Here is a 15359-nt window from a genome sequence, read left to right on the forward strand (position 1 = left end):
TCGCCCTCGACCCATCATCGCCGTTGGATATAGTATTGTTCGAAATAGGTGCCTGCAATGAAAAACAGTGTAAAAACATGATGTTAGCTGATGAGCCTGACCTTCCCTGACCGAAGCTGACATTGGCTGACACGATTTCATTCAAAGGATGTTTTTTGAGGCAGATGGGATAATCAGATGTTGTCTTGCCGCCGAAAGGCTCTGAGCGTGATTTTACAGGTCCTGGCCATCCTTGGGCTGCTGGCGGTACTTGTGGATTCTGCCCAGGCTTCCTCTCCCGTGGTGCTCGACGGTCGGGCCGGCGACGTGGACGGGCGCGGCCATATGGCGATCTTCCGCGATCCCGAGGGCACCCGGACATTGGACGAGATCATCGGGATTGACGCGGCGGGAAGGTTCAAGCCGATCCCCGGCAATGTGGGGCTTGGCTATACTCCGGACACCATCTGGCTGCGCATGGATCTGGTCCTGCCGGAAGGCGCCCCGGAGAGGTGGCTACTTGAAGTCATGCCGTCCTATCTCGACCACCTCGACCTTTACCTTCTGCCCCCCGACGGCGTGCGGCACGGGGCGACGGCCGGCGACAGGCTCCCGTTCTCGGCCCGAACGGAGGAATACCGGAACTTTCTTTTCCCGCTCCACATCCCGGCGGGAAAAAGCCGTCTCTATCTGAGGGTCAAGAGCACCAGCGCGATGACCGTGCTGCCCCGCTTCTGGCAGCCTTCCGCTTTCGAGCACGCCGTCAGCGGCGAGTCCGCCTTGCTCGGCCTCTATTACGGCGCCCTTCTGACGGTGACGCTCCTCAACCTGATCGGCTTCGCCATCAACCGCCAGAGCATTTACCTGACCTATTCGGGCTACGTGTCATTGATCGGCGTGCATTTTTTTGCCATCGACGGATTGCTGGCGCAATTCGCGCTGCCCGATCACCCGCTGATCGCCAACCAGATGCTGGGGGCCACGATGGGACTGGGGGCGATCTTCGGCTTTCGCTTCTATGCCCAGGTTCTTCGGCTGCCGGGCCGTTTCCCCTGGTCTGATCGGGTGATCTGGGGCATGGCCCTATTGGGCGGCGCCACGGCAATATCCGCGTTTACGCCTTACTACTCTGCCTTTGCGCCGCTGCTATTGCTCGCGATGATCGCGTCACTTCTTGTCTTTCTGAAACCCCTGATCTCCCTTTGGCGCAATCGGGATGCCGAAAGCCGGCTGATCGCGCTCGCCTATACATTTTACGCCGGGCTGCTTTTTACGACGCTGACGGCCGCCCTTGGCCTTACCGAGCCGACGAAGCTGTCTCTCATAAGCTCGCTGTGCGGAAGCGTGATTCATTTCGCGATCCTGCATTCAAGCCTTTTCCTGCGCGCTCATCGCGCTCAGCGGGACAAACTCGTCGCCGAAGCCGTTGCTGAAAGAGCGCGGCAGGAAGGAAGCATGGAAAGGGAAATGAGGATCGAGCGCGAGCGTCTGCTGGACATGATCGGCCACGAAATTCTTACCCCGGTGGCTGTCATCGATGCGGCGAACCAGACGCTTCGGGTCCTTGATACCGATACGTCGCCCGATCGCGAAAAGCGCTATGACCGGATCGGGGGTGCGGTCGAGCGGTTGAAGGCCATGCTGGATTTGGCCACTCATCGCCAGAACCTGGAGGCCGATTACAGCGAACCCGCCCGCCATCCGATCAATATCGAAGGGCTGATGCAGGAAAGTGTCGAGCTTCTTGGTCCCGAGGGGGAAAAGCGGGTAGCGGTTCGCTCCGGCACCACACTTCCTTCGGTCCAGGCGGACGAGCGCATGCTCCGTTTCGCTCTCCTCAATCTGCTGGACAACGCGGTGAAGTATTCCCCCCGCAATTCGCCCATCGAAGTGGACGTTTCGCCTCGTTTCCATGACGGCCGAAGCGGCCTGTGCTGGTCGATCGTCAACGATGGGGCGGCAATTCCGCGCGACATCGAAACCACGATTTTCGACAAATATGTTCGCGGCAGCGAGGAAGCCGGCCAAGCCGGCATGGGATTGGGGCTTTACCTGACCCGGTACATCTTCGAACGACATGGGGGATGGGTGCAACTGGAGGAAAATACGAAGGGAAGAATCTGCTTCCTGGCTTGGCTACCGACCGATACGGAACAGGCCGGAGCGAAGCAGGAGGCCGGCCAATGCGAATAGTGCTGGTCGAGGACAATTCCGACTTCCGCGAAGAAGTGCAGTTCCATTTGCAGCGGGCCGGACACGAGGTTTTCATCGCCGCCGATGGCGCCGGCCTCGACCAGGTGCTGGCGGTGCATCACATCGAGATTGCCGTCCTTGACCTGGGGCTTCCCGGCGAGGACGGCCTGTCCATCACCCACCGCCTTCGCATGTCTCATCCCGAAATCCGGATCTTGATGCTCACCGCACGATCCAGCCAGCATCACCGGATCAGCGGATTGGAAAAAGGGGCCGATTCCTACCTGACCAAGCCGGTCGACATGCGGGAATTGTGTGCCGTCATCGAGAGCATCCGCAGGCGCATTTCGCCAGCCGTGGCCGACCATCGCGCGCCGGGCTGGACCCTGAGCCTGTCCACCATGACGATCATGACGCCCAAGGGTGAACGGATCACCTTGACCCCGACCGAAATGCTTCTGCTGCGCCCGCTTGCGGAAGCCGCGCCGGACATCGTCAGCCGACAGCAATTCGCCAAGGCGCTCGGGCATCGCGAGGAGGATTACGATTACCGGCGTCTTGAGGCCGTCATCAGTCGCTTGCGAAGAAAAATCGCGACGTCGGATGAGGAAAGCTCTGTGATCAAGCCGGCTCGTGGTAGAGGCTATATCTTCGCCGCGCCAATAACGGTGATCCCCTAGTTATGACGCCACGAATCGCCGCCGGTTCACTTCTGATATGCTCGCTGGTGATTTCCGCCGCCAAGGCGGAAACGCCCGTACCCAGGCTGTTCGCCACTCCCAGCTTCGTCGAGACCCGCTTCATGCAACGGCATGCCGGCGAGGATGTGCCGCGTCCAATTCTGTTGCCGTCCATTCTGACGGCTACGCCATTCATCTCGCCAAGGCATCCCCCGCCGCCGGAAGTCATCCACCAGGGCGGGCCGGCGACGGGGATGATGGCGGGGCTTGAAAGCGCTGGAGACGTTGCTTTCTCGGGCATCGCCGCCCGGCAGGCCATTGATGACACCGTTCTTTGGGCTGGGCTTCGCGCCGACCGGGCCAATCCCTATCGCGACGGTACGGGGCAACGGGTGAATTATGGCTATGAACGCGTCAGTCCCCAAGCCGTGCTTACCCATCCGCTGGGGCCTCGCACAGGTTTGACGGTTTTTGGCTTGCTCGACAATTTCGAGGAATCGCGAACGCCCCACAGCGCCACCGACGCCCCCCAGTTCCAGCACGGTCTGGGAACCATCCGGATCGACCACGCCCCGATGGGCTCTGTCTTTGACCGCCTTGAGATCGCGGCCAGCGTGGATAGCATCACCTACGCTGCGGACAACTTCACTCTACGCGCACCGGGCGCCCTGGGGCTTCGCTATGAAGGAGACTGGATCACCTGGCGCGGCCATGTGCGTGGCGAGTTCAAGGCCGCCGAGTGGAAGGGCGCCCTCATTCTCGATGCGAGCTTGCTGAAATACCTTACGGTGTTGGACACAAGCCGAGTTACCCAGGGCCGGAGTTCCTACCGGCTGCCTGACACGGAAATCGCCACGACCGCAATCGCCCTCGAAGGAACTCGCCCCGTCGGTCAGGCAGACAGACTGGCCGCCGGCCTTCGGCTCGACGTCGTCCACAACTCCGTCGGCATGGCGCATGAGGTGCCCGCCGCATCGGGCGCCAGCGCGGCATCCTACAACCGAGCGGCCCAGGAGCTCTACGACACCTATTACGGCGCGGGTACTCGCAACGATCCGGTGGACATCAATCTCAGCGGCAAGCTGCGCTATACCCACGCCATCGCCGACGGGGATGTCTATGGCGAGGTCCGGCGACTGGTCCGCACGCCCGACCCCGGAGAGCGATTTTTCGCCAGTTCGGGACCAACGGCCCTGATCCAGGTGGGCAATCCAGGTCTCGCCCCCGAGGCGCACCATGCAATCGAGCTTGGCGGCGAACGCAGGGCCCAGGGGTGGAAAGGGTATTTGTCCCCCGCTGCCGTATCGGGGACCTGGCAAATCTCCGGGAAGCTGTGGCATGACCGAATCGCTGATTTCATCACCCCCGACCGCGCCAGGGGGCAGTCCGGCATCCTGAAATCCGACGGCGGCATCATCTATCGCAATGTTGACGTCGCCATGACCGGCGTGGCCGCCGAGGGACGGTGGAATGCGATGCCCGGTCTGGGCCTTCGCCTGCGCCTGGACTGGACCCACGGCGACAATCTGACGGATTCACGCCCGCTCTATCAGGTCGCTCCCCTACATGGTGAGGCCGCAATCGAACGGCGGCTCGCTTTCGCCGACCACCCGATCACTCTTGGGGCGGCGACGCGCTTCGCCGACGGCCAGCATCGGGTAGACGATTCGACCACGACCGGATCGGGCCAAGACACCGGCGGCCCAACCGGCGGATATGCCGTCTTCGACTTGTTTGCGCGCACCTCGGTCACCGAGCGCTTTCACCTGTCCATGGGAGTCACAAACCTTCTGGACAAGCGATACCAGCAGCACGTCAATCCGTTGCCTCAGGGCGTCACCACCCAGCCTATCGCGGCGCCCGGTCGGAGTCTTTTTCTCGCCGGAAGACTGGAATTCTGACACGTCGATACGGGCTACTTGCCGATGGGCGGCGCTTGCGCCAGCAGGTTCCGCGTCTGCTCAGGATCCGCCGAGCCGCCGAACTCGAAGTCGAAGGCGAACTTGCCGGCCAGCAAGGTGACGACGGAAATGATGCAGCCGCCGACGGCGGTGTTGCCGTCAACGTGGCCGAACACCATGAAGCCGATGCCGCCGACAATGCCAAGTCCGGCGATGACCAGCAGGACATTGCGCGGGTGTTGCTGCGCCCCGCCTTGATGAACTCGCTGTCGCGGGCGCGGGCGTCCTGACGGTCGGCCAGGGTGGCGGTCAGCGTGGTGAGCGCGCCGGCCAGACGGGCCAACAACGACCAGCGCGCGCATCTTGAATGCTATGTCCGCTTTTCGGGAACTGTCGCCAACCAAGGAATGACCAGCTTGGGCGCAAAGCCGTCATCGGATTGGGTCAACCTTATCCTTACCGGTGGTTTTCCGCCGGCCTGTCTTCGGCTGGTCGCCCAGGACGTCATCCAGCGACAGCGCGTCCTCCACGAATGCCCCCATGTCCCTGGCCAGCACCGGATTGACAGCGACCGGGCGTTTGCTCGCGAGATCGGCAACGATCTTGGCCTGGGCTTGGATGCCGTCGATCACCACCAGCTCGCCGGCGGCCACAGCCGCCGCCTGATCGGCGTGAAGGTTGCGGGTCGGGCTCGCGATCACGATGCGGCTTTTGGGATGGTGCAGGCGGACATCCGCCGCCCGTGCCGGCAGATGGCCAGTTTTCGGCACCACGATCACCGGGGCGCCGGTATCCTTGTGCAGGACTGAGGCAGATAGGCAGTCCGCTGTGATGATCACCGGCCCGCCATAGGCGGCTTTCTCGCGGGCGAGATCGCCGCCGGGATCGATCACGTGGGTGATGTTTTTATCCGTGTCGCCCAAATCGGCGGTGCGGCCCTGGCCATCCATGGCCCGCACCGCCCAGATATGCCCCTTGTCGTCGCGAAACGGGAAGATCACCCGCCCGTGCTCATCCGCTTTCAGATCCATGTCGCGCAGATCGCGTTTGAGCCAGGGCGTTTCCGGCGGCGTCCAGGCCGAGGCCGACAACCAGGTCTTCAAGGCCGGCGCCATGCTGCGCGGCGGCTGATAGGGCCGGCGCTGGAGGGTCGTGGCCTCATCCAGCATGTGGAACAGTTCTTTATAGGTCAGCACGATGGCCAGGGCCAAAGCATCCTTGTGGGCTTCGGCCAGCAGGTAATCCTTCCAGTTCCTGATATGCAGCACGCGGCCAAGGAAGCCCGGCTTCTTGGCCTGCGTATAGGCGCGCCAAAGCCGGTTCTGGCCAGGGTGGCGGGTCATCGGCTTGGGCTGATACGCCTTCTTCTTCGGCGGGGCATTGGCTTTGTTCCGTTCGGGTGGCGCCGCATATGGCCCCAGGCGGCTTTCCAGCTTGGCCAGCGAGCAGGAGCGGTCAAGCGTGCTGGCCTTCATCCGGCCCTTGCCGTCCACCTGCGCCACGACCAGGCCGGCGCCGCGCTTCTTCAGCTCGATACCATAGGGTGCCAGCCCTTCATGCACTTCGGCCCAGGTGCTGGCGCCGTCGATCACCTTGATGATCTCGGCTTTGTGTTCGACCACATGGCGCTCAAAGCTTTGCTGCCAGGTCTTGGCCTCATAGTCCCTGGCCTTGCGTGACACCGGGTTGCGTTCGGCGCCGGCATCGGTCATGCCCTTATCGACGGTCAGGCCGTATTTCTGTTCCATCTCGCGGGCGATTTTGGCCAAGGTCTTGAAGTCTTGCCGGGGTGTGTGGCAGCGCCCGGTGACCGGGTGGATTTTGTTGAAGGCCACATGCATGTGGAAATTGTCGGTGTTGATGTGGGTGCCGGCGACACGCTGGTGGTCGCCGTAGCCCAGCGCCTGGGCGAAGCTGCGTTCGATATCCTGCAACTGATCCTGGGTCAGTTGGTTTTCTTCACCGGGATGGAAGGACATGACAAGGTGATAGGTCTTGTCGGCAATACCGGGTTTCAGCGTCCGCGTCGCCTCGATCTCGATCAGGGCGGTGTCCAGGTCTTTCAGATCGGCGCCGGCGTCGCAATTGACGATCCAGAACTTGTCGAGCTTCTCGCCCTTCTCCTTGGCGGCGGCGATATAGCGGCCAAGGTTGGCATAGTCGTCGCGGATTTCGGGCTTACGGTCGATGCGCTTGGCGATCATCGGCCCGCCCTGGGGTGAATCTGGTGATGGATTTCCTTCACCGTGGCTTTCAACTGGTCCTGGGTATCCTGGATTTGGACCATCAGCCCGTCGATCCGCGCCACCATGGCCGTCGTCCAAGTGCCGTCACTTTCATCCAGGGCCAGTTTCAGCAAATTGCCGAGGCGGGCCTGATCGGCGTTCACCTTCAACAGATCGCGGATGGATTGGGCGCCGGTGAAGGCCGAGGGATCGGGCAGGGTTTGGCCCAGGGCAAAGCGGCGCAGCATTTCCGAAACCGATAGTTTGAACTGGCCGGCCTGGGCTTTGACCGTCGCCAATTCCTCGGGCGTGAATGAAACGAGCTGGCGGTGACGTTCGGTGGCCATGGTCTTTCCCGTCGTTGAAGATGAAGACGGCCCGCGCCGGCGATGCCGGGCGGGCCGTTGCTGTCTTGAAATCAGGCGATGCCGCGTTCCTGGCCCTGGGCTTTCGACAGGGCGCCCTCGATGGTGCGCCGGACCCAGCCGGCACCGCGTGACTGGTGCAGGTCGTTGAAGTCGGTCAGTTTCTGCGGCATTTCTTCGGCGGTGAAGCTGGGGGCGACCATCTTGCCGCCGACCGCCTTGGCCGCTTCCTCGGCCTTGACCATGCCGACATTGCCGTGGACGTTGGCATGGTCGTTGTCGGCAGCAATCAGGATCGGACGGTCGGGGAACTTGGCCCGTACCGCTTCGGCCACAGCCTTGAGGTTGGAGGAATCGAAGGCGGAAATCACCGGTCGGCCCGTTTCCTCGAAAATGGTGGCAGCGGTGGCATAACCTTCGGCGATGATGATGACGCCCTGTTTGAGTGGGAGCAGGGCATCCAGAGTGCCCTTGCCGGTCACCTCCAGGACGTGGAAGGTGCCCTCTTTGCGGCTGTCCCTGAGGAACAGCTTGTTCTCCGGGGTGACGGTCTGGATGTTCCACAGGCGTCCCGCCGCATCCCGGCACGGAATGATCATGTGGCCTTCGCCGTTCACTTTGACGCCGTGGCCTTTCACCCCCTTGGCGGCAAGGTAGGGGCTGTTTTCCGGGTTGGCTTCGCCGGGGAGGTTCTGCCACACCCCATAGGCATTTCTCGCGGCCTTTTCGGCGGCGGCAAGGCGTTCAGCCTCGCGGGCGGCACGAACATTCGCCGCCTCGGCCTGGATGTGTGCTCGTTCCGCGTCGGTCAGCGACACGCCGGCAGCCACCCATTTGGTTGTCCCGCCTGCCCGGTAATTGGTGATGTTGCCGGAGGGCCGGCCATCCAGGTAACCGATATAGGAACCACTCAGTTGCTTGGCTTTGTCGCCTTCGACCGGGCAGCGGTGCCATTGGCCATCCATGACCGGATCGCCCTTGACGATCAGGCCGTGGGTTTTGAGGGCCTGGGCGAATTCCTCCACCGGCGACAGTTCCGGCGCCGGCGCCTTGGCCGCCGTCGCCCATTTGCTGAAAGCGGCGGGGTCGGTTCCCTCCGGGACATACCAGGACTTGGCGCCCCGGTCCCATTTGGCCCCGGCAGCCTTGGCCTCGTTCTTTTCGTCATAAGGGACGGCGATGTAGGTCCGGGGGGTAGGTTCTGCCGCCATGGCCTTCTCCTCGCGTTCCGGGATGACCTGTTCCGAGGTGACGGCTTGCGGGGTGGCACTGCGTTCCAGTTCCGGTCGCCGTTCCGGTTCCATCACCCAGGTCTTGATGATTTCAGCGTCGCGGGCTGCGCGGAAAATCTCGTTCTTGTCGTCCTGCAAGGCTTTGAGCCAGGATTCCACGTAAGCCGCGTGATTGGACGGATCGAAGGAAATGCCCATGTCGCGGGCCAGCATGTAGCTGGCGATTTCGGCGCGGAGTTCTTCGCGGGCGTAAACTTCGCCACCACGGGGGCCGAATTCACGTTTCAGCCGCGATTGGTGCCCGGTGGCGTGCCCCAATTCATGCAGGGCGGTTTCGTAATAGGCTTCCGCCGAGCGGAAGAAGTTGCGCGGCGGCAGATGGATTTCGTCGCTGGCGATCCGATAAAAGGCACGGTTGTTCTGGTCGTGCAGGACCGGCACCCCCGATTCCGCCAACAGCTTTTCCGCCAATGCGTGGCGTTCCGGTTCCGGCGGCGCCGGCGGGGCGACGAACGGCGCCAGGCCGTCGATCTGTTCGGCGTTGAACACCTTGGCGTAAAAGACGCGGGGGCGTTCAAGCTGGACGTTGTAGTAACGCTGTTTGCCCTCGTCGTCCAAGACCGGCTTGCCGTCCTGGTCGGTCATGGCGACGCGGTCTGTCCATTGCCAATATTCGATGGTGGCGGACTTTTCGCCCTTGCGCACTTGCGCCTCGATGCCAGCAGCCTGCTTGTAGGTCATCCAGCGCGGATCGGCGCGGCCCTGCAAGCCGAGCCAAAGATCGTTGATGCCGCGATAGGCTTTGTTGGTGATCGGATTGAAGGGGCCGGTGCCGATGGTGCCGGCATCCCAAGGCATCATCCAAGGCGCGGTGCCGGCCTCGATGCGGGCGATGATCTCGGCGGCGATTTCGTCGCGATAATTACTCATTCTTCGCCCCCTTCAGCCACATCGTCGAAGCGGCTTTCCAGGGCGTCGTCGGCATCGAGCGCGGTTTCCACGAAAGCGCCCATCATTTCAGCGTCGTCGGGATCGACGGGCACCGGCTTGCCGGCGCTGGCCATGTCGGCAATCTGGCTGGCTACGGCCTGATTAATTTCCTTGTCGTCCATGTCATGTCCTCCTGGGGTTAAGGCTTGTCTTCCAGCACCGGGGTGATGCCGCCGGCGCCATCCACTTCGATCTCGACGGAATGGCGGATTTCGCCGTCGCTATCCGCCCATTCGCGGGAACGGAGCGCGCCCTGGACCAGCATCAGCCGCCCCTTGGTCGCGGTCTTGGCCAGCACCTTGTCGATCAGCGACGGGGTGAAGGTGACGACGCGCAGCCAGTCGGTCTTGTTCTGCCACTGGCCGGCGCTGTCCTTGTATGAACGGTCCGCCGCCAAGCTGAACGACGCCACCTTGCCGCCATCCTGGCCGGGCAAGGTTTTGATATCGGCATGGCCGCCGAGGCGACCGACCAGATGCACCATGTTCATGGCCGGGCTGTCCGCCGTGATCGGGACGATGCCGCCGGCGGGATCGACCTCAATCTCGACGATGTTCATTTTCTTGCCGTCTTGTTCCCACGCCCGCGCTCGCAGCGCGCCGTGGATGAACATCATCCGGCCCTTGGTGGCTTCGCTGGTCAGGACATTGTCGATCAGCCACGGCAAATAGGTGACGATTCGGAACCACGAGGTTTCGGTCTGCCATTTGCTGGCGCGGTTCTTGAAATTGTGATCGACGGCCAATGACAAGGTGGCCACCTTGCCGTTGGTCAGGGTCTTGATTTCGGCATCGGCGCCAAGGCGACCGGTGACCATGATTGTGTTCTGATTGAACATGTTTCCTCCTTACGATTGGCCGGCGGCGCGCAGCCGGGCGGTGATCGGTGACGGCATCGGCGGTTCGGCCTGGGGGACGCTTTCGTCATTGGCGGCCTCGACGGTGCCGACCGGCGGCATCAGCGAGCGCGCCAACAACGTCTTGTCGAAGAAGTACAAGGGCTGGCGACCGAGGATCGGCGGGAAGCCGGCGACGAAAGTCAGCATGTCGCCGGCCTTGATGATCTTGGAGCCGTCGCGGTTCTTCTTCGGCGGCTTCAACAGCATGATTTCATCGTGCGTCATCAGCGGGCGCCCGATCTCCGAGGTGTTGTCGGTGACGTCGCCGCCGAAAATCTGAAACACCCGCCGCCGGGTGCTGCGCTTGTTCTGGACGATGGTGGTCTTCCCGCACATTTCCGACAGGGTCTTGGCGGTGGCCACGTCGTTGGGGGCGTAGGCGATACGCACCTGACAATTGCCGACGATGGAATTCTCCTTGCCGTAAGTGCCCTGCAACTGGATCAGGTCCTGGATGATCAGGAACGCCTTGAGGCCGTAGCCGCGCATGAAGGCGAGCGAGCGCTCGAAGATTTCCAGTTTGCCGATGGAGGTGAACTCATCGAGCAGCAGCAGCAGGCGGTACTTGAAGGCCGGCTTGCCGTCGGCGCCGACGTTCTGCATCAGCCGACGCATGTACAGATTGAGGATGATGCGCAACAGCGGGCGCAGACGGTCAATGTCCGATGGCGGCACGATCATGTACAGCGCCGCCGGGCGGTCGCCGTTCATCAGATCGTTCAGGCGGAAATCGCAGCCGGAAACGTTCCTGGCGATGATCGGGTCGCGATAGAGCGACAGATCGACCTTGGAGGACGAATGCACGCCTGATTGTTCCTGGGCGGCGCGGTCCTTCATTTCCTGGGCGGCGGACTGGATCAGGCGGGTGCCGGCCTCGGTCTCGGCCTGGAACTTGCCCATGTCCACCAGCAATCCATCAACGCCTTGGCCGACGGCGGTGAGGATGGCATCGACATCGGGTAAGGACGCCACCCGGTTCTCGTCCCGCTTGATCTTGCAGAGCGTGTACAAGATGATTCCGGTCAGCCAGGCGTAACCGGATTTGGCCCAGAAGTCGGCCAGTCCCTTGCCGTCAGGATCGATGATCATCACCGCGATGTTTTGCGCGTCGGCAATCTCGTGGTCGGTGCCGATCCGCACCTCGGCCAGCGGATTGTAACGGATTGATCCGGTTGCGGCGGTGGGATCGAATTTGAGGATGCGGTGTCCCAGCAACGCCCGCCACCCCGAGGTCAGACGCCAGTTCTCACCCTTGATATCCAGCACCAGCACGGAATGCGTCCACGACAGCAAGGTGGGTAGCACCAGACCGACACCCTTGCCCGAACCGGTGGGGGCAAAGGCCAGGATGTGTTCCAGGCCGTTGTGCCGCAAGGCCTTGACGCCCCTCAGGAAGCGGCGCAAGCCACCGACCACCACGCCTTCCTTGCGCCATAGACCGGATTCCTTAATGTCCTTTTTTCTGGCCCAGCGAGCCGAGCCGTGGATGGTCTTGTCGGTGTGCTCACCATGCACGGTATTGCCGCCGATCCGCATGGCGATGGCCTGGATCAGCAGGATCAGGGCGATGGTGCCGGCGGTGGCGCCGAAGATACCCCACTGGATGAAGCCGGGGGGCTGGCCATAGGCTTGCAGGTACTTCCACACCCAGGCCCAGGAATCGCCCTGCGTGGCGTGAAATCCATAGATTTCCTGCCACGCATAGAACAAGGCGGCAAAAGCGCCGGCAACGGCAAAGGGAATGGCCAGAACGATCATGCGGCGTTCCTTTCGAGAAAGTGACCGTCCTTCATGACCCAGCGGTCATGGCACGGTTCATAGATGTCGGTGATGCGGCGCCAGCCATCGCTGCTGCGCTTGATCTGGACGATCACGTCCACCAGCTCGGCCAGGAATTCGGGCACGCGGGGCATGCTTTGGCCCGACCAGGCGATGTTCTGGTCGAACTTGCGGTGCAGCACCTGATAGGGGCTGGCGGCATGGATGGTGCACATGAAGCCGGTGATGCCGGAATTGAGCGAGCCCAAGGCGGCAAAGGCGTTCTGCGTTGAAATCTCCCCGAAAATCACGTTATCGGGGGTGATGCGCATCTGGTGGTCATAAAGTTGGCGCCAGTCGATCATGCCCGAGGCGCTCGAGGCCTCGCGGGCGGCCAGCAGGGCGACGCCATCCCAGAACCGGTCCATGTGCAGTTCCGGCGTGTCTTCCAGGGCGACGACGCGCCGATCCTCGGGCAGAAAATCCAGCAGCTTGTTGATGAAGGTGGTCTTGCCGGTGTTGGTGGCCCCCGAAATGATCATGTTCAATTCCGCCGCCATGGCGGATTTCAGGTATTCGACGATTTCAGGGCTTGCCCCCACCTGTTCCCAGGTGGGGGTGAAGGGGTGCTTGCAGCGGATGGCCATGGAGACGCCGTAGGGCGCCGACGATCCGACCAGACACTCGAAACGGTGGCGCACCTCGGGGATTATGCACGACAGCTTGGGCGAGGTGTCGGGGTCGAACTTGACCCCGGTGAAGTTGGCCAAGCTGCGGCATATGTCCTCGATGCGGGCCAGGGTCAGTTCCGGCGCGGCCACGGTGATCTTGCCGTGGCCGCGCCGGTCGATGATGACCTGCTTGGGCCGGGTCATGCGCATTTCGACGGTGGTCGGATCGTCGTAATACGCCGCCAGCGGACGCAGGATGATGGAGATCGCCGACGACATGGTCAGAACCCGGTCGGGCAGCCTACGCCCAGTTCCTGAACGTAGTTGGACCATTGCTGCTTCGCTTTTGGGTAGCCAGGTGCCCAGAACTGGCACATGCCGTTTACGCAGTTCGCACCACGGTATGGTTCAGGAACGCTTGAATGGTTGCAGAATTGAGGCCACTGATCGCCGCCGCCATTGTTGCCATCCTGAAAGGACGCAGTATTGGATTCAGCGCACGTGATGGCGATAACCTGACCTGTCTCGGTGTTTTTCTTTTCCGTTTTGCTGATGTAGTGATCGTAATGGCCAAAGATCAGTGGATTGAAGGTTGATCCACCGGAATGCCAGCACCAATTAGTGAGTCGAACAGAACTGCTTTTCACGACATTACTGATACACACATCGACGGGGCCGGTCGGTGTGCCAGTGCCGATTTGCTTGAGGTATTCGCTGTTGTCGGGACGCTGCCACCGTTCGTATTTGGCTGTCTCACGATAGGCCTTGCAGCCGTCATAGGTCGAAATCCCAGTCGCCTGATCGACAGTTCCATTGGGCAGATAGACCATTTGCGGGGCGCCGGGCAGCACGTCAGACGAGGCGATGGTGTAGGGTGCGCCATTGACGCTGATCGTGACCGTGGTCAGCGGGTAGGCCCATAACTGATCGTCGTGATTCTGGTAGCCGGTGATGGTGACGCTATGCGGATAGCTCACCGATGACGTCTTGCAGGTGGTGACGTATTCCCGCTGACCATTGGTTTTCAGGTAGTAAAAACGCTCCTGGCCATACGAGATGTTGGCCGCCAGGTCGTGGGTCCATTTCGACGGGTCCATGCAGTCGTCCGTCGTGGACAGAATCGACGATGTTGTCGTATCGGGGGCGCATTCGCCGACGAATTGGGGCACCCCATCGACGGTAATGCTGATGCGATATTGCTGGATCGCCGTCTTGGTCGTCAGATTGGTGATGGCCGGGCAGATGTTGTTGCCGCCGGCATCCAGATAAATCTTCTCGTGCTGGAAGCTGCGACCAGTGTCGGTACAGGGCGCGGCCTGATAGGTGACGCCGTCGCGCAAATAGGTCCACATGGACAGTTCATAGGACCGACCGCCGGCATAGTCGTGGCGAAGGGGGCAATTGGCCGGATTCTCGGTCATGGTCAGCGCCGCCGACTTGGTCGAGTTCTCGCAGCCTCGCGCCTGGGTCTTGGCGTTGTTGCGATTGATGTAGACCAAAGCCGCCTGCGGTACGGCCTTGTTATCGACGAAGTCCAGGTAGATCGGGCATTCCGCCTCGTCCTCGGTCACGGTGTAGACCGTTTCCTCGTCCTTCTGGCATTCGCCGACCGGGTGGTTTTCGCCGGCATCGTCGATGTAGTACCACTGGAATTGCGGCCAAGCCTTCATGTTGGCTATGTCCACAATGTCGATCGGGCACGACGGATAGGATTTCTTCAGGGGATAGCTGGCGGCGCCGTCGGTGCATTCGCCGTCATTGGTCAGCGCGCCATCGGTGAAGGTCTGGACCTTGCTTTGCTGGAAGGCGGTTTCCTGCACCAGGTCAATTCGTACCGGGCATTCGGCGGTGTTGTTGCGGTATTCGGTCACCGGCTCCTTTTCTTCGGTGGCCGGCGCGGCGGTGACGGTCGGAGTTTTGTAGCCCGCCGCTTCGGAATTGTTGTCGCCACTGCCGGAAGCCGGGTTTTCCGACACGTCGTCCTTGATCTCGCGCTTTTCCTTGTCGTCCGCTTTCGGCGCGGCAAGGCGTTCCAGCGCCGCCACCAGGGCGGATTTGGAACCCGAGACCTCCATGGTCTTTTCCGGGAAAAGCTGATTGGTGTCCTTGGCGTCGAATTGCGCCGTCAGACCTTCCGTCGAGATGGTTTCCTCGCGCTCGCCCTTGGCCACCGACATGACCAGGATTTGGCCGATGGATTGGTTTTCAACCGCGACCTTGCGGGCGAAGCCCTTGGCGGTGACGCCCGACAGCAGCGCCGGATCGACGCCTTCGATTTGCCCGAGCGAGAACGAGGCGGGCACCGCCTGTTCTGGCAGGGCGACGGTACTCACCGGCCAGATCGGCACCGCCACCTTGTCGGCGGCCCCCGTTCCGGGGGTAGTCGTCGCCGGCGGGGTTTGGGCAAAACAGGGTGACGACAGGGATAATAGGGCGACCAGTGCCGCCGCGAATTTCATACGCATGG

13 protein-coding genes are annotated in these 15359 nt (G+C 61.9%); 4 read left to right on the forward strand and 9 right to left on the reverse strand.

What is annotated here, in order from left to right; genetic code table 11:
* Window positions 1-207: 207 nt before the first annotated feature.
* From MGMSRV2_RS09605 to MGMSRV2_RS09615, 3 genes are read left to right on the forward strand one after another with little or no spacing between them, the layout of a single operon-like run.
* Window positions 208-2172, forward strand: a complete 1965-nt coding sequence (locus MGMSRV2_RS09605) for a sensor histidine kinase (protein WP_206777484.1) — start codon at window positions 208-210, stop codon at window positions 2170-2172.
* Window positions 2172-2852, forward strand: a complete 681-nt coding sequence (locus MGMSRV2_RS09610) for a response regulator transcription factor (protein WP_052588931.1) — start codon at window positions 2172-2174, stop codon at window positions 2850-2852. Before MGMSRV2_RS09605 ends, MGMSRV2_RS09610 begins: the two co-directional genes overlap by 1 nt.
* 2 nt (window positions 2853-2854) lie before the next feature.
* The gene (locus MGMSRV2_RS09615) at window positions 2855-4753 is read left to right on the forward strand and encodes a TonB-dependent receptor domain-containing protein (protein WP_024080162.1); all 1899 of its coding nucleotides are present in this window, start codon (window positions 2855-2857) and stop codon (window positions 4751-4753) included.
* A gap of 14 nt (window positions 4754-4767) precedes the next feature.
* On the opposite strand, the gene MGMSRV2_RS21885 is transcribed toward MGMSRV2_RS09615, so the two are convergent.
* Window positions 4768-4932 (reverse strand): hypothetical protein, encoded by a 165-nt coding sequence (locus MGMSRV2_RS21885; RefSeq protein WP_024080163.1) that lies wholly within the window; start codon window positions 4930-4932, stop codon window positions 4768-4770.
* Here MGMSRV2_RS21885 and MGMSRV2_RS22165 point away from each other — a divergent pair.
* A complete protein-coding gene (locus MGMSRV2_RS22165) occupies window positions 4918-5043 on the forward strand; it encodes a hypothetical protein (RefSeq protein ID WP_277911421.1) in 126 nt (41 codons plus the stop codon). The two genes, MGMSRV2_RS21885 and MGMSRV2_RS22165, sit on opposite strands and share 15 nt — an antisense overlap.
* A 141-nt stretch (window positions 5044-5184) precedes the next feature.
* On the opposite strand, the gene traI is transcribed toward MGMSRV2_RS22165, so the two are convergent.
* The 8 genes from traI to MGMSRV2_RS09660 all read right to left on the reverse strand — a co-directional run bounded on the left by traI (window position 5185) and on the right by MGMSRV2_RS09660 (window position 15357).
* Window positions 5185-6957, reverse strand: coding sequence for a TraI/MobA(P) family conjugative relaxase (gene traI, locus MGMSRV2_RS21050; protein ID WP_024080164.1), 1773 nt, complete (start codon window positions 6955-6957; stop codon window positions 5185-5187).
* On the reverse strand, window positions 6954-7325 hold the full coding sequence (locus MGMSRV2_RS09630) for a plasmid mobilization protein (RefSeq protein ID WP_024080165.1): 372 nt from the start codon (window positions 7323-7325) through the stop codon (window positions 6954-6956). Before MGMSRV2_RS09630 ends, traI begins: the two co-directional genes overlap by 4 nt.
* Window positions 7326-7396: 71 nt before the next feature.
* Window positions 7397-9505 carry a zincin-like metallopeptidase domain-containing protein gene (locus MGMSRV2_RS09635; RefSeq protein ID WP_024080166.1) on the reverse strand — a complete coding sequence of 703 codons (2109 nt, stop codon included), beginning with the start codon at window positions 9503-9505 and terminating at the stop codon, window positions 7397-7399.
* Window positions 9502-9687, reverse strand: coding sequence for a hypothetical protein (locus MGMSRV2_RS09640; RefSeq protein ID WP_024080167.1), 186 nt, complete (start codon window positions 9685-9687; stop codon window positions 9502-9504). Before MGMSRV2_RS09640 ends, MGMSRV2_RS09635 begins: the two co-directional genes overlap by 4 nt.
* Before the next feature lie 17 nt (window positions 9688-9704).
* Window positions 9705-10403, reverse strand: coding sequence for a single-stranded DNA-binding protein (locus MGMSRV2_RS09645; protein ID WP_024080168.1), 699 nt, complete (start codon window positions 10401-10403; stop codon window positions 9705-9707).
* A 9-nt stretch (window positions 10404-10412) separates the two neighbouring features.
* Window positions 10413-12221 carry a type IV secretory system conjugative DNA transfer family protein gene (locus MGMSRV2_RS09650; protein ID WP_024080169.1) on the reverse strand — a complete coding sequence of 603 codons (1809 nt, stop codon included), beginning with the start codon at window positions 12219-12221 and terminating at the stop codon, window positions 10413-10415.
* Window positions 12218-13171 carry a CpaF/VirB11 family protein gene (locus MGMSRV2_RS09655; RefSeq protein ID WP_024080170.1) on the reverse strand — a complete coding sequence of 318 codons (954 nt, stop codon included), beginning with the start codon at window positions 13169-13171 and terminating at the stop codon, window positions 12218-12220. The genes MGMSRV2_RS09650 and MGMSRV2_RS09655 overlap by 4 nt, the downstream gene beginning before the upstream one ends.
* Before the next feature lie 2 nt (window positions 13172-13173).
* On the reverse strand, window positions 13174-15357 hold the full coding sequence (locus tag MGMSRV2_RS09660; protein WP_024080171.1) for a hypothetical protein: 2184 nt from the start codon (window positions 15355-15357) through the stop codon (window positions 13174-13176).
* Window positions 15358-15359 lie beyond the last annotated feature (2 nt).

The organism is Magnetospirillum gryphiswaldense MSR-1 v2 (genome assembly GCF_000513295.1).
Lineage (GTDB): Bacteria > Pseudomonadota > Alphaproteobacteria > Rhodospirillales > Magnetospirillaceae > Magnetospirillum > Magnetospirillum gryphiswaldense.